Below are 17,490 nucleotides of genomic sequence, written 5' to 3' on the forward strand. Positions count from 1 at the left end.
CCGACTCGTCCGTCCTGTCCGGCCGGGGGGCTCAGGAGAGCGGCGGCCAGTTGCGCAGGGCTGCGTCCGCCATCGTCTGGAGTTCGTCGCGGCCGATGCCGCTCGCGGCCTGCACGGAGATGCCGAAGGCCATGGTGGTGAGGTAGCGGGCCAGTAGCCCGGGATCGGCCTCCGGAGGCAGGTCGCCCTCGTCGACGGCTCGCTGCAACCGCTCCTGGATGGAGGCGCAGCCGTTGTTGCGCCAGTCGGCGAGGAGATCGCGGACCGCCTGTCCGGCGTCGCTTGCGGTCAGGGCACCCTGGACGCCCAGACAGCCGTGGGGGTGGGCCGGGCGGGTGCTGGTCCGGACGGCACCGGTCAGGATCGCGGTGGCGACGCCATGGGCGGTCGGCTCGTCCAGGGCCCGGGTCACGTAGGCGCTCGGGCCTTCGGTGTAGCGCTCCAGGGCCTTGCGGAACAGCTCCTCCTTGTTGCCGAAGGCCGCGTACATGCTGGTCGTGGAGATGCCCATCGCGCTGGTCAGGCTCGCCAGGCTGGCGCCTTCGTAGCCGTGCTCCCAGAAGAGCAGCATGGCGCGTTCGAGAGCCTCGTCGGCGTCGAAGCCGCGCGGTCGGCCGATCGGGCCGTTCTGTTTGCTCTGTCTGGTTACCACTCCCGCAGTCTACCCCTTCCGCATCGATCGATACGGAAGTGCTATGGTCGACTTCCGCATCGATCGATGCGGAACTCGAAGGAGGCTGTTCACATGGGACTGGGACAAGGACTCGGACTGCTTGAGGGGAAGACTGCTCTCGTCACCGGGGGCGGCACCGGAATCGGCCTGGCCAGTGCCGTACGGCTGGCCGCCGAGGGTGCGCATGTGTTCATCACCGGCCGGCGCAAGGCCGAACTCGACGCGGCCGTCGAGACGATCGGTGCTTCGGCGGCCACCGGGGTGATCGGCGACATCGCGGACCTGGCCGACCTGGACCGGCTCTACGAGACGATCGGCAGCCGGGGGCAGGGCCTCGACGTCCTGTTCGCGAACGCCTCCGTCGGCGAGTTCGTGACGCTCGATCAGGTCACTGAGGAGCACTTCGACACCCTCTTCGGGATCAACGTCCGGGGCACGCTGTTCACCGTCCAGAAGGCGCTGCCCCTGCTCAACGACGGTGCCTCGGTCATCCTGAACGGCTCCACCGCCGTGGACTCCGGCGCGGAGGCGTTCGGCGTGTACGCGGCGACCAAGGCCGCCACCCGGTCGTTCGCCCGGACCTGGGCCAACGAACTCAAGGGCCGCGGTATCCGGGTCAACGCCATCACGCCCGGCCCGACCGACACCCCTGGCGTGTCGGGGCTCGCCCCCGACGAGGAACAGGCCGCCGACCTCAAGCGCCAACTGGCCGCGCAGGTACCCCTGGGCCGGCTCGCGCGCCCGGAGGAGATCGCCGCCGCCGTGGCCTTCCTCGCCTCCGGGCAGAGCAGCTTCATCACCGGTTCGAGCCTGTACGCCGACGGCGGCCTGAACCAGATCTGATCGAAGTCGACGCTCAGCGGCCGCTGTTGAGGCTTCGGCCGCTGCCGGTCAGGTGGGCGAAGACGACGACGTTCCCCTCGTACCCCGCCCCGGGCGTGTAACCGCCGCCGCACGTGATGACGCGCAGCTCGGGCCGGGCGGCGGCGCCGTACACCTTCTCGTCCGGGAAGCGGTCCGCGTCGTACACCTCGACGGCGTCGACGGTGAAGCGGGCGGTGGTCCCGTCGCGCCGCTCGACCTCGATCGTGCCGCCCTTGCGCAGGGCGCCGAGTCGGTAGAAGACGGAGGGCCCGTCGGCGTTGTCGACATGCCCGGCGACGATCGCCGTGCCCGTCTCACCGGGGGCCGTCCCGGCCTCGTACCAGCCGGCGAGGTTCTCGCTCTCGGCGGGCGGTACGTCCAGGCTGCCGGTGGGGGTGAGGCCGAGGCCCATCAGCGGGGCGTCCACGCGGATGGCGGGGATGCGGATACGGAGGGGAGGGGAGGGCGGGAGCGCGGGGGACTCCGGTACGGCGGACTCGGGGCGGTGCGTCTCCGTACGGGCCTGGGCGGGGGAGGGCTGCGGCGGGGCGTGCGTCTCACCGCCGCTGCGCACCAGCCAGGCGCCGGAGAGGAGGGCGGCGAGGGTGAGGGCGGCTATGACGAGGTTGCTGAATCTGCGCACGTGGGCCTCCGCGCCGGTGACACCTGATGACCTGCTTTTCTGCTGGGGGTCCGGGGGCCCGCGGCGGAGCCGCTGGTGACACAGCCCCCGGGAGAATGCAGCACCCCGGCCCCCCCTCCGGGCCGCGAGGGGCGTCGGACCCGGAGGGGAGGGGGACATGCGGTACCGGCGGACGGACGGCGGAGGGTGTCCGTCAGATCCCGTCGCCTCTCGCCCGGCGATGCAGGAGCCAGGTACCGCCCGCGGCGGCGACGGCGAGAGCCGCCACACCGGCCGCGGTCTGCACGGGGTCGGGACCGAGCGCGCCACCGACCCCCGTCTTCACACTCCCCCTGGGACGCTCGGCGGGCGGCCGGGTCGAGGTGAGAGTGACGACGAGATCACCGCTCACCCGCCGCGCATCTCCCTTGCCGTCACACCGGGCGACGATCTCGTACGTCCCCGGCTGCGCGCCCGGAGGCACCCGGAACTGCCCGACGGCGACCTCCTTGTGCGTGGTGGGCGCGAGGACGAAGGCCCCGGCGCCCACCGCACTGGCGTCACCCGCAGCGGTACCGCCCGCACCGCAGGCCGTCGTGTTGACGGTGACCTGGGAACCGGGGGTGACGGTCGCCGGGTACACCTCGAGGGAACCGCCGGTCCCCGCGTGAGCGGGCCCGGCGAGGGCGACGGCGAGCGCGGTACCGGTCAGCAGACGGGCGGCGGCGGTACGTCGCATCGGGCTTGCTCCTCCGAGAGCTTGCGAACGGGGTGGTCTGCTTCCGAGGTAAGTGCCACGGGGCGGGGAGCGCTTCCTGAGGGCCCGTCAGAAATACGGTGAACGGGTGGCCGGAGGCCGCGGCAGGCGAGGGGTGCGTCGACATTCCGGCAGGTCATGGCCGTACAGCCGACGACTCGCGGAAAAGAACCCGATGGGCGGGGGCCGGGGGTGTGAACGGGTGACCGGAGCGACTGGAGTTCCGTACGGATGCGGGCCTTGACCTCAAGGAAGCTTGAGGTAAGAGGCTGTGCCGCATGCAGACACCCACGGAACGAACTGATCCCATCGAGCCGCCCGTACGTGTGACGGTGGTCGTGGGCAGCAACCGCGAGGGCCGCTTCGGCCCGGTGGTGGCCGCCTGGCTCCTGAACCGGATCGAGGACCGCGACGACCTGGTCACGGAGGTGGTGGACGTGGCGGACACGGCACTCCCGACGACCTTCGCGACCGACGCCGAGGCGAAGGCCCAGTTGGCGGGGATCACCCCGAAGCTGGCCTCGGCCGACGCGTTCGTCGTCCTGACCCCCGAGTACAACCACTCCTACCCGGCCGGCCTCAAGAACCTCATCGACTGGCACTACACGGAATGGCAGGCCAAACCGGTCGCCTTCGTCTCGTACGGCGGCGTCTCCGGAGGCCTCCGCGCGGTCGAACACCTCCGCCAGGTCTTCGCGGAACTCCACGCCACGACGGTCCGCGACACGGTGTCGTTCCACAACGCGGGCGCGTCCTTCGACGACGAGGGCCGCCTGAGGGACCCGTTCGGACCGGACGCGGCGGCGAAGACGATGCTGGACCAAGTGGTGTGGTGGGGACGGACGTTGAGGGAGGGGCGGGCGGTTCGGCCGTACGGGGGGTAGGGAGTTGAGGGTGGGGGGTGACGACGGAGACCGGGGCCGCGTGCCCCACGGCTTGACCAGCGATGACAATGCCGGTCATGGACACCGTCGTTGAGATCCACGTACCTCTTGAGGAGCCCTTCGGAGCACCCGAGGGCTCCTGCCCCTACCCCTGGGGGAGTGTTCGCGGTGGTGACGGAGGAGGGCGCGGAGGAGATCGGGGTGGCGCGGCGGGTGGAGTTGTAGGCGCTGTTCTCTCGCGTGCTGCCCAGCCTGCCTATTACCTGGTGCGGTACGTCCGGAGAAGGTCCGTACTCCCTCGACGACGAGCGGCCTGCTCCTCCTGAGCGGCCAGGGCTCCAGCCTCGCGCTGGTCGGCGCGTACATGCTCGCCGCTTCCCTGGCCGACCACCGGGACCACACCGCAGGCTTCGCCGCCTACGAACACAGCGCCCGAGAATTCGTGACCCTGAACCAGAACCAGGTGGGCACGGGCGACGCCACACTCTTCCCGACCATCGCCGAAGCCCTGGACCAACGCAACGACATACTCCGCAACCTCAGCACGATGCCCTCGACGTCACCTGCGGAGGGACGACCGGCCCACTCGGCCCTCACCCTGCCCGCTCTTAATTCGCTTGCCCTGCCCACGGGTTGACGCTGCAATGTGGCCTGGCCGGACATCATGAGTCGTGGTGGCGGTATCCCGAGGAGGCAGCGGTAACGATGGAGATCCGTCCCACGACCGACAAGGATCTCGACGTCTTCGTCGACACCGTCCATGCCGCGTTCGGCCTCTTCCCGGAACCCCCGGTCGAGGGCGGCGGGCGCTGGTGGTCGGCGCTCGAAACGGACCGCTGCCTGCTCGCCCTGACGGCGGACGGGCGGCCCGTCGGCACCGCAGCCACGTACCCCTTCGAGCTCACCCTGCCCGGTGAGAACCTCGTCCCGGTCGCCGGGGTGACCGCCGTCGGCGTCCTGCCCTCGCACCGGCGCCAGGGCGTGCTCAGCGCGATGATGCGGCATCAGCTCGCCGAGCTGCGGGCGCGCGGGGAGTTCCTCTCCGTACTACTGGCCTCCGAGGCCACGATCTACGGCAGGTTCGGCTACGGACCGGCGACCTACACGGCCCGTCTGACGGTGCCACGCCACAAGGCCGCCCTCACCGCTCCCCGGGCACACGCAGTGACCGACGCCCCGGCGACCGGCTCGGTCGAGGTGCTGCGCCGTGCCGAGTGCGGCGAGATCCTGGAGGAGGTCTACGACCGGTACCGCCGCGCCCAGCCCGGCGCGCTGTCCCGCCCGCATCGCTGGTGGGCCCTGCGCGCGGGGCAGCCCCCGATCTCGCCTGCGCCGCGCTACGTCGCCGTCCACCGGGACACCGACGGCGTCCCGGACGGGTACGCCAGCTACTCGCTCGAGTCCGGCACCCTGACGGTCGACGAGACCATCACCGCAGACGACGCCGTCTTCACGGCCCTGGCCCGGTTCGTCCTCGGACACGACCTGGTCTCCCAGGTCGTGTTCAAGCAGGTCCCGCCCGAGCACCCGCTGCGCTGGCAGTTCGCGGACTTCCGCGCCGCCGAGGTGAGCGGCGTCATGGACTGGCTCTGGGTGCGGCTGCTGGACATCCCGCGTGCGCTGACCGCGCGCGGCTGGTTCACGGACGGCGAGCTCGTCCTCGACGTCGACGACCCGTTCCTCGGCGAACACGGCCGCCACCTGCTGACCGTCCGGGACGGCAAGGCCGACTGCGTCCCCACGGACCGGGAACCCGACCTGTCCCTGGACGTACGCGACCTGGGCTCCGTCTACCTCGGCGGCACGACCCCGAGCACACTCGTACGCGCCGGACACATCCAGGCCCACCACCCGGGCGCGGCCACCCTCGCCGACACCCTCTTCCGCACCGACCGTTCCCCGCACTGCCTGCACTGGTTCTGACGGCGCGTCGGCCACGAGACCACAACGAGGGTGCAACGGGTGGGCGGCGACGCCGTTGCTCGACGCGGGGCGTGCCTACCATCCGGTGTACGGGGGTACACGCAGCGACCCCTCGGCGAGGGGGCCTCCGTGCAGTCGACCGTTTCGTGGCCGCTGGTCCGACGTCTCGCCGGCGCACTGGCAGCCTCCGCCGCCCTGACCACAACCTCGGGGTGCACGGTCCCGATCGATGCGGTCGCCGGGATCTCGGTGAACGCCGACGGTGATCTGCTCGGCGTCATGATGGTCTGCGGGCACCAGATCGACGGGGCGACTTTGTACGTGACCGACTCCGACAGCGAAGCGGACGTCGGTTCATGGACCGCCGCCCGCCCCCTCAAGGCCGGCCTCGCCACCTGGCCCCTCGATGCCCCTGCCGTCGGCTGGACGGCGACCACATCCCTCAAACCCCTCACCGCAAGGACGACTTACACCCTCTACGGCTGGACCGAGGACAACTCCTGGTCGTCGAGCAGCGTCTCCTTCACCCTGACCGACCTGGACCGGCTGACCCCGGGAACGGTCCGCTACGAGGGCGAGGAATCCGCGGTCACGGTCCCGGTGGCGGAGTTCAAGGCTAGGGCGTGCGAGGACGGTTAGGAACGCGCCCCCACGCCAGTCACCGCCCCCTCGCGAAACCCTGACCGCCCTGCGGCAAGATGGGCCTCATGAGCATCGTAAAGATCAACGTACTCACGGTTCCCGAAGAGCAGCGCGAGACGCTGGAGAAGCGGTTCGCGTCGCGGGCCGGGGCCGTCGAGGGGTCGGACGGGTTCGAGTGGTTCGAGCTGCTTCGGCCCGTCGAGGGCACCGACAGCTACCTGGTGTACACGCGCTGGCGCAGTGAAGAGGACTTCCAGGCCTGGATGGCGGGCCCGATGCAGTCGGCGCACCGTCCTGCCGGCGCCGGCGGGGAGCAGCCCAAGCCCGCCGCCTCCGCCTCGACCCTCTGGTCGTTCGACGTGGTCCAGCAGGCCGCCCCCAAGCAGGGCTGAGCCCTCCGTCGCGGCGCGCCGAGCCGCAGTGGCGGTAGTCGTACTCGGCGCGCCCCGACAACGGCGGTCAGGGCTTGCGTCCCACCCCGCCGTGCTGGCCGATCGCCAGAGCCGCCACCCCCGACGCGCTCGGCTCCGGTCGCCACAGCGGCACCGAGACGACCCCCGGCTCCACCAGGTCGAGGCCCTCGAAGTACGCCTCGATCTGCTCGACAGGCCGCAGGAAATACGGCACCGCGCCCGTCTCGTTGTACGCGTCCTGCGCCTGCTCGTAGGCCGGGTCCGTACCCCGCGAGCCCTCGTTCAGGGACAGGTAACTCCCCGACGGGAGGCCTGACATCAGGTCGCGGACGATTCCACGGGCCGCGTCGTAGTCCGTCACGTGACCCAGGATGCCGCTGAGGATCAGCGCTGTCGGGCGGGTGAGGTCGAGGGTCTTCGCCGCCGCCTCCAGGATGCGTTCCGTGTCGTACAGGTCCGCGTCCACGTAGTCCGTCGCGCCCTCGGGGGTCGACGTCAACAGGGCGCGGGCGTGGGTCAGGACCAGCGGGTCGTGGTCCACGTACACGATGCGCGCGTCGGGAGCGACCCCCTGCGCGACCTCGTGCGTGTTGTCCACCGTCGGCAGACCCGTGCCGACGTCCAGGAACTGGCGGATGCCCGCCTCCCCGGCCAGATGACGGATCGTCCGGCCCAGGAACGCGCGGCTGCTGCGCGCGATCGTGATGATGCCGGGGAACACGGCCGTGTACGCGTCACCGGCCGCCTCGTCCACGGGGTAGTTGTCCTTGCCGCCCAGCCAGTAGTTCCAGATGCGGGCGGAGTGCGGTACCGAGGTGTCGATCCTCTGCTCGGCTTCGGACATGGTGGCATCGTCTCCTCGGTGGCCGCGGACGCGTTTCGTACAGGGTTCAAGTTAAGGCCCAAGGTCAACGATACGTATCCCGATTCGCCAAGTCGGGCAACAAGCCGGTGGCCGCCCCGGCGATCTTGCGCCGGGGCGGCCACCGGCCGCGCACACACCCCTTGCTCAGCCCACCGACACCGCACTCCAGGCCGCGCCCACCGCCGCGTACTCCGTGCTGCTCGCCCCGTACAGATCCCGCGCCGCGTTCAGCGTCGCCGTGCGGGCGCCCGCGTAGTTCGTCGAGGACGTCATGTACGTCGTCAGCGCCTTGTACCAGATCGCGCCCAGCTTGGCCCGGCCGATGCCCGTGACCGAACTGCCGTTGCACGTGGGGGAGTTGTAGCTGACGCCGTTCAGTGTCTTCGCTCCGCTGCCCTCCGCCAGCAGATACGCGAAGTGGTTGGCGACACCCGAGGAGTAGTGGACGTCGAGGTTCCCGACGCTGGAACTCCAGCAGTTGACCGAGTTCCCGTCCTTCGACGGCTCGTCCATGTACCGCAGGGCCGAGCGGCCGAAGCCCGACTTGACGATCTTCTCGCCGATCAAGTAGTCCCCGAGATCGGTGGAGTTGGCCGCGTTGAACTCCACCAGCGTGCCGAAGATGTCGGACGTCGCCTCGTTCAGGCCGCCCGGCTCGCCCGAGTACGTCAGGTCCGCCGTCGCCGAGGTCACCCCGTGCGTCATCTCGTGCCCGGCCACGTCCAGCGAGACCAGCGGACCGAACGTCGTACCGTCACCGTCGCCGTAGGTCATGCAGAAGCAAGTGTCGTCCCAGAACGCGTTGTTGTAGCTGCTGCCGTAGTGCACACGGTTGAACGAGCCGACCCCGTCGCCCTTGATGCCGCTGCGCCCGAACGTGTCCTTGTAGTAGTCCCACGTCTCGTCGGTGCCGTACTGCGCGTCCACCGCCGCCGAGGCCCGGTCCGCCGTCGTCCCCGTGCCCCAGTGGTTGTCCGTGTCCGTGAAGAGCGTCGCGGGCGCACGGATGATGCAGATCCCGAGAATGCACAGGTCGGTGCCGTTCTCGGCATCGCCCGTGTACGTGTTGCCGCGCGTCGCGTCCTTCAACTGGTACGTCGATCCGGAGACCGTCGTCTCCAGCGGGACCGTGCCGCCGTACAGGGACTGGCCGTCACCCGTCGCCGTCTCGATGCTGTCCCAGGCGTCGATCTGGGCGCCGGTCGTCGCGTCGGTCACCACGGTCCGGGCGACCGGGTTGCCGGCCGAGTCCTGCGCCACCGCGTTCGTCCGCCAGGCGAGCTTCGGGGCGCCGTGCAGGGCGTCAACGACCAGCTCCTGCTTGGTCGTTATCTTCTTCAGCAGCTCGCCCACGTTCACCGCGCGCAGCGCCGCCGTCGCCAGGTCCGCCGCCCTCGGGGCCGACACCGCCGGGCGGATCGTGGACAGGGATATCGGGCGGGTCGTGGCGCGGCTCGCACCTCGGTAGGTGCCGTCGGGGGTCAGATGGACCACGAAGTCGCCGCCCAGGACCGGAAGTTGACGGTACGTCCGGTCGTAACGGACGTGCTGGCTGCCGTCCTTGTCGACGATGACGTCCCGAACTGTCGTGCCCTGTACGGAAGTCAGGCCCAGGTGAGCGGCCTGGTCCACGAGTGCGGCGACCGCGTTCCTGATCGCGGTGTCCCGGGTCGGTCTGTCGGCCGCGCCGGCGGTGGGGGAGAGCGCGGCGGCCAGCAGGGCGGCGGTGGTGGTGGCCACGCCGGCCGCGGCGAGACGGGAGGTCATCGGTCTCCTTGGGTGGGGGGCGGCGGTGATCGCTCAGGTTTAAGGGGCCATGACATGTGGTGTCCAGACCACGTACGCCTTCACCTCGACTTATGGCGAGAATCGTTTCCCCGTCTACACGAATGAGAGAGCGCCAGGTGAGACTTCCCTTCTTCGTCTACGGCACCCTCCGCCCCGGCGAGATCAATCACGACCGGTACCTGCGCGGCCGTGTCCGGTCCGAGGAACCGGGGCGGCTCGCGGGCGCCGTGCTGTACGACGGGCCCGGATACCCGTACGCCGTCGAGGAGTTGGGGGGAGTGGTGTGGGGAGAGTTGGTCGAGGCGTTGCCGGAGGCGTACGGCGGGCTCCTGCATGCCCTCGACGAGTTGGAGGAGTTCGTGCAGGGCGATCCGCGCAGCCTCTACCTGCGCGTCCTGCGGGAAGTGACACGCGCCGACGGGACCGCCGTGGACGCCTGGGTGTACGTCGCCGCCCCCGCCGTGGCCACCCGGCTGCGGGCGCACGGCAGACGCATCGAGGGCGGAGACTGGCACGCGCGCCGCTGAAGCCGAAGGGCGAAAGGCAACGGGGCTGGTCCGGTCGGGCGACCGCCCTGTGCGCCAGCCCGCCCCGCCCGCCCGCCCACACCTACCCTCCGCCCATGAACGACAGTGACATCACCGGCAGGACCGACCTCAGCCGACGCCGTGCCCTCGCGCTCACCGGCGTGACCGCCGGGGCGGGACTGGGCCTCGCGCTCACCTCGTGCTCCTCGGACTCCGACTCGGACACCTCCGCGGCCGCCGCCTCCCCGACGCCCTCCGCGTCCGCGGCCGCCGTCCCGGGCGACGTCTGCGTGCTCAACTCCAGTGTCACGGAGGGGCCTTACTACCTCGAGGACCAGCTCTTCCGGAAGGACATCACGGAGGGCAAGAAGGGCGTACCGCTCACGGTGAAGCTGACGGTCCGTGACCAGACCGAGGACTGCGGTCCGGTGGTGGGCGCGGCCGTCGAGATCTGGCACTGCGACGCCTGGGGTTACTACTCCGGGTACACCACCACCAGCCCGGGCGGCACCTCCGTGCCCTCCGAGAGCGAGGACACCAGCGGCGCGAACGACAAGACCTTCCTGCGCGGCTTCCAGACCACGAACGCCGACGGGATCGTCGAGTTCACGACGATCTACCCCGGCTGGTACACCCCGCGCACCACGCACATCCACGTCAAGGTGCACACCGGCGGCAAGAAGGCCGACAATACCTACGAGGGCGGCAAGGTCAACTGGACCGGCCAGCTCTTCTTCGAGGACAAGTACGGCGACGAGGTCTACAAGGTCACGCCGTACAGCCAACACGTCGGTACCTTCACCAAGTTGGACGACGACATGGTCTACGGCGGAGGCGGCGCCAAGGACGGTCTGATGACCCTCACCGGCGACATCTCCAAGGGCTTCACCGGCACCCTCACCGTCGGCATCGACCCCGACAAGGAGAACACCGGCGCGGGCACGGGCGGCGGAGGCAGCCGGCCGCCGAGCGGCATGCCGCCCAGCGGGCCGCCGCCGAGTGGTTCCCCCAACTGACAACCCTTGTCAACAAGATTCAGCTGTCGCGTTCCTCACAAGGAACATCATCGGATCGGAGTATTAGCTTTCAAATAATTTCGGTAATGATTGGGCCATGAGTGACCGGAAAGCAATTCCCCCCGCCGGTTCCAGACAACCCCTGCAAAGTGCCAAGTTCCAACTGCCCCCACTTTCCGACCTCGTGAGCCTGGTCCGGGCCCCGGCCGCGCTCAGCGTCCCCGGTGACATCCTGGCGGGCGCGACCGCGGCGGGTCGTCCCCTCGGCCCCCGGACGGTCGGCGCGATGGCCTCCTCCGTCTGTCTCTACTGGGCCGGCATGGCCCTCAACGACTACGCCGACGCCGCCGTCGACGCGGTCGAACGGCCCGCCCGTCCGGTGCCCTCCGGCCGGGTGCCGCGCCGCACCGCGCTGGCCGTCGCCACCGGTCTGACCGGCGCCGGCCTCGGCCTCGCGGCGGTGTCGGGCGGCCGGCGCGGACTCGCCGTCGCGCTCCCGCTGACGGCGCTGATATGGGCGTACGACCTGAAACTGAAGTCGACTCCGGCCGGCCCGGCGGCGATGGCGGGCGCCCGTGCGCTCGATGTGCTGGCGGGTGCGGTGGCGGGCGGCGGCAGCCCTCCGTCGTACGGCTCCCGTGGTGGCGGCACGGGCGGCGCGCTCGCTCGCGGCGCCCTTCCCGCCCTGCTCACCGGGGTGCACACGTACACGATCACCGCCCTCAGCCGCCATGAGATCTCCGGTGCGCCGGCCCGGCTGCCCGCCACGACCCTGGCCGTGTCCTCGGCCACGGCACTGTCGACGGTGCTGCCCTCCGTACTCCCGGCGCTGCTGCCGCCCCGGCGCCCGCTGCCCCGCGAGACGCTCGCCCGAACAGCCGTCGCCTCCGCGGGAGTTCTCGCCTACCTGGGGACGTACGGCAAGGCTCAGGCGCAGGCCGTACGCGATCCGGGCGCGAGTTCCGTACGGCGTGCCGTGGGGGCGGGCATCCTCGCCATGGTCCCCCTCCAGGCAGCGCTCACGGCGCGCGCCGGAGCGCCCGTCGCCGCCGCACTCCTGGGTGCCGTGCACCCGGTGGCGCAGCGCCTGGCGAGACGGGTGTCCCCGACATGAGATCCGACATGGGGCCCGGCATGGGGCCCGGCAAGAGACCCGACATGGGAAATGTGACGAAGGGCGGGTCATGGGCCTGAGATTCGGCTACGGCACCAACGGATTCACCCACCACCGTCTCTCCGACGTCCTCGGCATCCTCGCCGACCTGGGCTACGACGGCGTCGCCCTCACCCTCGACCACAACCACCTCGACCCGTACGCCGACGACCTGGACCGCCAAGTCACCCGCGTGCGGGGGCAGTTGGCGCGACTCGGGCTGACGGTCACCGTCGAGACCGGGGCGCCCTACTTCCTCGACCCCTGGGGCAAGCACCAGCCGACCCTGATGTCCGGCGAACCGGACCGCCGGGTCGACCTGGTGCGACGTGCCGTCCGTGTCGCCGCCGAACTGGGCTCGCCCACCGTCCAGTTGTGCAGCGGACCGGCCCCGGACGACATCCCGGAGACGGAGGCATGGCGGCGGCTGGCCGCGGGCGTCGGGGCCGCGCTGGAGACGGCGGAGGCGTACGGGGTCGCGCTGGCCTTCGAACCAGAGCCGCACATGTTCGTCGACACCGTCGCGAAGTGTCTCAGGCTGCGTGAACTGACCGGCGGACACGAGCTGTTGGGCGTCACGCTGGACATCGGACACGCCCACTGCGTGGAGGAGCCGTCGCTGCTCGACTGCGTCGACCTGGCCGCGCCGCACCTGCTGAACGTGCAGATCGAGGACATGGTCCGCGGTGTCCACCGGCACCTGGAGTTCGGCGCGGGCGAGATCGACTTCCCGTCGGTACTGGCGGCGCTGACCGACCTCGGGCACCGCGGTCTGGTGTCCGTCGAGATCCAGGGCGGTGCTCTGGACGCCCCCGACATCGCCCGTAACTCCCTGGAGTTCCTGCGCCGGGCCGAATCCCGGACCCTGCTCGCCTCCTGAGCGCCTGCCCTTTCGCAATTCATTCACGAGTATTTTGCTAACTCTTTTGCTCTGACATTCCCTTGACCCCCCTTTCTTTCTCTTCTCCCACTCCCATTCTGGAACGCCGTCATGCCCCTTTCCGGCCCAGCCCCCCATTCCTCCCTTCCCCTCACCCCCGAAGCCCGCGCCTGGCTCGACACCGCGCTGGCGGATATCGCCGCCGCTCCCACCGCCATCCGCACCCTCTTCCCCGCCGTCCGCCGCCGCTGCGGACGCGCCCCGCTGCCGGACGGCCGGACCGTCGACGAAGCCGTCCGCGCCCTCCTCCTGTCCGCGCTGCCCCTGCGCGACCAGGCCCTCACCGATGAGGTGGGAGCGCTCCACCGCTACGGCGACCCCGCCGAACAACGCGCCGTCCTGCGGGCGTTGCCCCAACTCGACCAGGACGGCACCGGCCGGTTCCTGGACCTCGTACGGCAGACCCTGCGCGGCAACGACAACACGCTGATCGAGGCCGCCCTCGGCCCCTACGCCGCCGCCCACCTCCCGGCGGACGAATACCGCCAGGCCGTCCTGAAGTGCGTCTTCTGTGAGATCCCGCTCGCCCGCGTGGCCGGACTCGACGACCGCGCCGACGCCGAACTCGCCCGCATGCTCGGCGACTTCGCCCGCGAACGGACGGCGGCCGGACGTCCCGTACCCGAGGACGTCACCCCCCTCGTACGCCCCTTCACCACCAGCGGAACCACCGCCAACGGAACAACGACCAGCGCGACCACCACCCACGGAACCGAGTGACCATGCGCATCTTCGACCCCCACATCCACATGACCTCCCGCACCACCGACGACTACGAGGCCATGTACGCGGCCGGAGTCCGGGCCGTCGTCGAGCCCGCCTTCTGGCTCGGCCAGCCCCGCACCTCGCCCGACACCTTCTACGACTACTTCGACTCGCTGCTCGGCTGGGAGCCGTACCGGGCCGCCCAGTTCGGCATCCAGCACTTCTGCACGATCGCCCTCAACCCGAAGGAGGCGAACGACCCGCGCTGCCTCCCCGTCCTCGACGAGCTGCCCCGCTACCTCGCCAAGGACCGGGTCGTCGCCGTCGGCGAGATCGGCTACGACTCGATGACCAAGGAGGAGGACGAGGTCCTCGCCCGCCAGCTCCAACTCGCCGTCGAACACGGCCTGCCCGCCCTCGTCCACACCCCGCACCGCGACAAGGCGGCCGGGACGCGCCGGACCCTGGACGTCGTACGGGAGTCGGGCATCGCCCCCGAACTCGTCGTCCTGGACCACCTGAACGAGCTGACGGTCGGCATGGTCCTCGACAGCGGCTGCTGGGCCGGCTTCTCCGTCTACCCGAAGACGAAGATGAGCGAGGACCGGATGGTCCGCATACTCCGGGAGCACGGCCTCGACCGTGTCATGGTCAACTCGGCGGCGGACTGGGGCAGTTCGGACCCCCTGAAGACGCGCAAGACCGGTATAGCGATGCTCGCCGACGGCTTCTCCGCCGATGACGTCGACCGCGTCCTGTGGCGCAACCCCGTCGCCTTCTACGGCCAGAGCGGACGCCTCGACCTGGACGAGCCGAAGCCCGACGACACCTCGTCGTTCGAGGGCAACTCCATCCGGCGCGGGGGAGAGTGAACCGCCCGTGCGCTTCCGCCACCCCGACGGCACCCCCGTCCACCTCGCGTACTGCAGCAACGTCCACCAGGCCGAGGACCTCGCGGGAGTCGTCGCCCAGCTCGCCGCCTACGCGGAACCCGTACGGGAGCGGCTCGGCGTGGGCCGACTCGGCATCGGCCTCTGGCTGGCCCGCACGGCTGTCACCGAACTGGCAGCCGACGAGGGGGCGTTGAGGACGCTCCGAGCCGAACTGGCGGCGCGCGGACTGGAGACGGTCACCCTCAACGCCTTCCCCTACGAGGGGTTCCACCGCGAGGTCGTCAAGAAGGACGTCTACCTCCCCGACTGGGCCGACCCGGCCCGCCTCGCCTACACCCTCGACTGCGCCCGCGTCCTCGCCGCCCTCCTCCCCGACGACGCCCGACGCGGCAGCGTCTCCACCCTCCCGCTGGCCTGGCGCACCCCGTGGGAGGACGAGCGCGCGGACGGGGCTCGCCGAGCACTGGACCAACTCGCGACAGGACTCAGGGAGTTGGAGTCGGAGACCGGCCGCCGTATCCGGGTCGGCTTCGAACCGGAGCCGGGGTGCGTCGTGGAGACCACCACCCAGGCGGTACGGGAGTTCGCCGACGTCGACCGTGACTATCTCGGCGTCTGCCTGGACGCCTGCCATCTCGCCGTCCAGTTCGAGGAGCCCGGGGAGGCTCTCGGGCGGCTTACCGACGCCGGACTGCCGGTCGTCAAGCTCCAGGCGTCCTGTGCGGTCGAGGCCCCCGACCCGACCGACCCGCAGGCCGTCGCCGCCCTGCGTGAACTGGCCGAACGACGGTTCCTGCACCAGACCCGAACGGTCGCCGAGGGCAAGGTGGTCGGCGTCGACGACCTGCCGGACGCCCTGGACGACGACGGCCTTCCGGCGACCGGCTCCGCCACCCCCTGGCGCACCCACTTCCACGCCCCGCTGCACGCCGAGCCCGCGCCACCTCTCCGGACGACCACCGGCGCGCTCACCGGCGTCCTCGCCGGCCTCCTGGGCGGCCCGACGGCGACCTGCGACCACATCGAGGTCGAGACCTACACCTGGACCGTCCTGCCCGACCCGCACACCGACCTCGCCGCCGGCATCGCCGCCGAACTCGCCTGGGCCCGCGACCGGTTGACCGGCCTGGGCCTCAAAGAGGACCACTCATGACATCCACGAAACCTGTGACACCCGTGCCCGAGACCCCGAACACGAACCGACTCGTCGTCCTGGACATCGTCGGCCTCACGCCCGCCCTCCTCCGCCACATGCCCGCCGTGGCGTCCATCGCCGACCGAGGCTTCAAGGCCCCCCTCGGCACGACACTCCCCGCGGTCACCTGCACCGCCCAGTCCACCTTCCTCACCGGTGAACTCCCGTCCACCCACGGCGCGGTGGCCAACGGCTGGTACTTCCGCGACGTCGGTGACGTCCTGCTCTGGCGGCAGCACAACGCCCTCGTCGGCGGCGAGAAGATCTGGGACGCGGCCCGAAAGCAGGTGCCCGGCTACAAGGTCGCCAACATCTGCTGGTGGTACGCCATGGGCGCCGACGTCGACTGGACGGTGACCCCGCGCCCGGTCTACTACTCCGACGGCCGCAAGGAACCCGACTGCTACACCTGGCCGCCCTCCCTGCACGACGAACTCACCGAACGCCTGGGCCCGTTCCCCCTGTTCACCTACTGGGGCCCCAACGCCGGCATGCCCTCCACCCAGTGGATCCTGGGCGCCGCCCGCCAGGTCTTCGACGAGCACGACCCCGACCTGACCCTGGTCTACATCCCGCAGATGGACTACGAACCCCAGCGATCCGGCCCCCAGTCCGAGGCGTCGATCCGCGCGGCCCGCCAACTCGACGACGCCCTGCGCCCGTTGATCGACCACTTCCTCGCCGCCGGTGCCACGGTGGTGGCGCTCAGCGAGTACGGCATCACCCCGGTCTCCCGCCCCGTGGACATCAACAGGGCCCTGCGCAGTGCCGGGTTGCTGGAGGTGTACACCCAGGACGGCATGGAGTACCTCGACCCCTGGACCTCCCGCGCCTTCGCCGTCGCCGACCACCAGGTGGCGCACGTGTACGTACGGAACCCGGACGACGTACGCGAAGTCGCCAAACTCCTGGGTGAACTCGAAGGCGTGGACCAGGTGTTGGGCCCGGTCGGAAAGGTGACCCACGGCCTGGACCACGAACGCTCCGGAGAGCTGGTCGCGGTGGCGGACGCCGACGCCTGGTTCACGTACTACTACTGGCTGGACGACGACCGCGCTCCCGACTTCGCCCGCCAGGTCGAGATCCACCGCAAGCCCGGCTACGACCCCGCCGAACTCCTGTGGGACAACACGGTCCCCAACGTGAAACTCCGCGCGGCAGGCCAACTGGCCCGCAAAAAACTGGGCTTCCGCTATCGCCTGCAAACGGTCCCCCTGGACCCGGCAGGCGTCCGAGGCAGCCACGGCCGCCTCCCGACCGACCCCGACCACGGCCCCGTACTGGTGTGCTCCACACCGGACCACACCACCGAAACGATCGCGGCGACGGACGTCAAGGCCCTGCTACTGAAGCTGGCGGGCCTGTCGCCGACGCCAGCCACCGCCGAGGCCGCTGCGACTGCTGCGCATCCCCCAGCCACTGCTTCCGGCACGCCCACCGGCGAGGCCGCGCGCACCGCCCAGGCCCCGGGGCCCGCCGATGCCGCAGCCCCCGCTCCCGGCACAGCCACCGGCCAGACCGCGTCCACCGCCGATGCCACGCCCACCGGCAAAGCCGCAGCGCCCGGCAAAGCCGCAGCGACGGATCAAGCCGCAGCCCCCGACCACGCCGCAACCCCCAATCCCGCCGC

The 17,490-nt window shown here is 70.7% G+C and carries 17 protein-coding genes and 2 pseudogenes; 14 read left to right on the forward strand and 5 right to left on the reverse strand.

The annotated features are described in order from the left end of the window. Nucleotides 1–31 precede the first annotated feature (31 nt). The gene (locus tag OG787_RS34130; RefSeq protein ID WP_369034131.1) at nt 32–652 is read right to left on the reverse strand and encodes a TetR/AcrR family transcriptional regulator; all 621 of its coding nucleotides are present in this window, start codon (nt 650–652) and stop codon (nt 32–34) included. A gap of 93 nt (nt 653–745) precedes the next feature. Here OG787_RS34130 and OG787_RS34135 point away from each other — a divergent pair, with 93 nt between their 5' ends. Next, on the forward strand, nt 746–1,516 hold the full coding sequence (locus OG787_RS34135; protein ID WP_405537785.1) for an SDR family oxidoreductase: 771 nt from the start codon (nt 746–748) through the stop codon (nt 1,514–1,516). Nucleotides 1,517–1,529: 13 nt separating this feature from the next. Here OG787_RS34135 and OG787_RS34140 read toward each other — a convergent pair whose 3' ends face one another. Both OG787_RS34140 and OG787_RS34145 read right to left on the reverse strand, forming a co-directional pair. Further along, on the reverse strand, nt 1,530–2,180 hold the full coding sequence (locus tag OG787_RS34140; protein WP_369034129.1) for a class F sortase: 651 nt from the start codon (nt 2,178–2,180) through the stop codon (nt 1,530–1,532). Between the two features lie 193 nt (nt 2,181–2,373). Beyond that, nucleotides 2,374–2,898 carry a hypothetical protein gene (locus OG787_RS34145; RefSeq protein WP_369034128.1) on the reverse strand — a complete coding sequence of 175 codons (525 nt, stop codon included), beginning with the start codon at nt 2,896–2,898 and terminating at the stop codon, nt 2,374–2,376. A 296-nt stretch (nt 2,899–3,194) separates the two neighbouring features. Between OG787_RS34145 and OG787_RS34150 the strand changes: the two genes are divergently transcribed. From OG787_RS34150 to OG787_RS34170, 5 genes and pseudogenes are all read left to right on the forward strand, one after another. Beyond that, the gene (locus tag OG787_RS34150; RefSeq protein ID WP_405537786.1) at nt 3,195–3,800 is read left to right on the forward strand and encodes an NADPH-dependent FMN reductase; all 606 of its coding nucleotides are present in this window, start codon (nt 3,195–3,197) and stop codon (nt 3,798–3,800) included. A 322-nt stretch (nt 3,801–4,122) separates the two neighbouring features. Continuing rightward, nucleotides 4,123–4,437, forward strand: a pseudogene (locus tag OG787_RS34155) (FAD-dependent oxidoreductase); the annotation flags it as partial. Between the two features lie 68 nt (nt 4,438–4,505). Further along, nucleotides 4,506–5,723, forward strand: coding sequence for a GNAT family N-acetyltransferase (locus OG787_RS34160; protein ID WP_405537787.1), 1,218 nt, complete (start codon nt 4,506–4,508; stop codon nt 5,721–5,723). Between the two features lie 129 nt (nt 5,724–5,852). Next, nucleotides 5,853–6,362 carry a hypothetical protein gene (locus OG787_RS34165; RefSeq protein ID WP_405537788.1) on the forward strand — a complete coding sequence of 170 codons (510 nt, stop codon included), beginning with the start codon at nt 5,853–5,855 and terminating at the stop codon, nt 6,360–6,362. A 68-nt stretch (nt 6,363–6,430) separates the two neighbouring features. Beyond that, nucleotides 6,431–6,757, forward strand: a complete 327-nt coding sequence (locus OG787_RS34170) for an antibiotic biosynthesis monooxygenase (protein ID WP_369034124.1) — start codon at nt 6,431–6,433, stop codon at nt 6,755–6,757. 67 nt (nt 6,758–6,824) lie between these two features. Here the strand turns inward: OG787_RS34170 and OG787_RS34175 are convergent, their stop codons facing one another. Both OG787_RS34175 and OG787_RS34180 read right to left on the reverse strand, forming a co-directional pair. After that, nucleotides 6,825–7,622, reverse strand: coding sequence for an SAM-dependent methyltransferase (locus tag OG787_RS34175; protein WP_405537790.1), 798 nt, complete (start codon nt 7,620–7,622; stop codon nt 6,825–6,827). Between the two features lie 165 nt (nt 7,623–7,787). Then, nucleotides 7,788–9,410, reverse strand: coding sequence for a M4 family metallopeptidase (locus OG787_RS34180; RefSeq protein WP_405537791.1), 1,623 nt, complete (start codon nt 9,408–9,410; stop codon nt 7,788–7,790). 137 nt (nt 9,411–9,547) lie between these two features. On the opposite strand from OG787_RS34180, the gene OG787_RS34185 reads away from it, so the two are divergent. The 8 genes and pseudogenes from OG787_RS34185 to OG787_RS34220 all read left to right on the forward strand — a co-directional run. Next, nucleotides 9,548–9,958 carry a gamma-glutamylcyclotransferase family protein gene (locus OG787_RS34185; protein WP_369034121.1) on the forward strand — a complete coding sequence of 137 codons (411 nt, stop codon included), beginning with the start codon at nt 9,548–9,550 and terminating at the stop codon, nt 9,956–9,958. A gap of 95 nt (nt 9,959–10,053) precedes the next feature. Further along, nucleotides 10,054–10,974, forward strand: coding sequence for an intradiol ring-cleavage dioxygenase (locus OG787_RS34190; protein ID WP_405537792.1), 921 nt, complete (start codon nt 10,054–10,056; stop codon nt 10,972–10,974). A 184-nt stretch (nt 10,975–11,158) separates the two neighbouring features. After that, complete coding sequence (locus OG787_RS34195; protein ID WP_405537793.1) at nt 11,159–12,088, forward strand: SCO3242 family prenyltransferase; 930 nt, start codon at nt 11,159–11,161, stop codon at nt 12,086–12,088. A gap of 70 nt (nt 12,089–12,158) precedes the next feature. Further along, nucleotides 12,159–13,007, forward strand: a complete 849-nt coding sequence (locus OG787_RS34200) for a sugar phosphate isomerase/epimerase family protein (protein WP_405537794.1) — start codon at nt 12,159–12,161, stop codon at nt 13,005–13,007. 111 nt (nt 13,008–13,118) lie between these two features. Beyond that, nucleotides 13,119–13,787, forward strand: coding sequence for an EboA domain-containing protein (locus OG787_RS34205; RefSeq protein ID WP_369034117.1), 669 nt, complete (start codon nt 13,119–13,121; stop codon nt 13,785–13,787). Between the two features lie 2 nt (nt 13,788–13,789). After that, nucleotides 13,790–14,644, forward strand: coding sequence for a TatD family hydrolase (locus tag OG787_RS34210; RefSeq protein ID WP_369034116.1), 855 nt, complete (start codon nt 13,790–13,792; stop codon nt 14,642–14,644). A gap of 7 nt (nt 14,645–14,651) precedes the next feature. Then, complete coding sequence (gene eboE, locus OG787_RS34215) at nt 14,652–15,818, forward strand: metabolite traffic protein EboE (protein ID WP_405537795.1); 1,167 nt, start codon at nt 14,652–14,654, stop codon at nt 15,816–15,818. Beyond that, nucleotides 15,815–17,227 (forward strand): annotated as a pseudogene (locus OG787_RS34220) (alkaline phosphatase family protein); the annotation flags it as partial. The gene eboE and the pseudogene OG787_RS34220, both read left to right, overlap by 4 nt. Between the last annotated feature and the right edge of the window lie 263 nt (nt 17,228–17,490).

The organism is Streptomyces sp. NBC_00075, from assembly GCF_045041225.1.
In the GTDB taxonomy this organism is placed as follows: domain Bacteria; phylum Actinomycetota; class Actinomycetes; order Streptomycetales; family Streptomycetaceae; genus Streptomyces; species Streptomyces adonidis.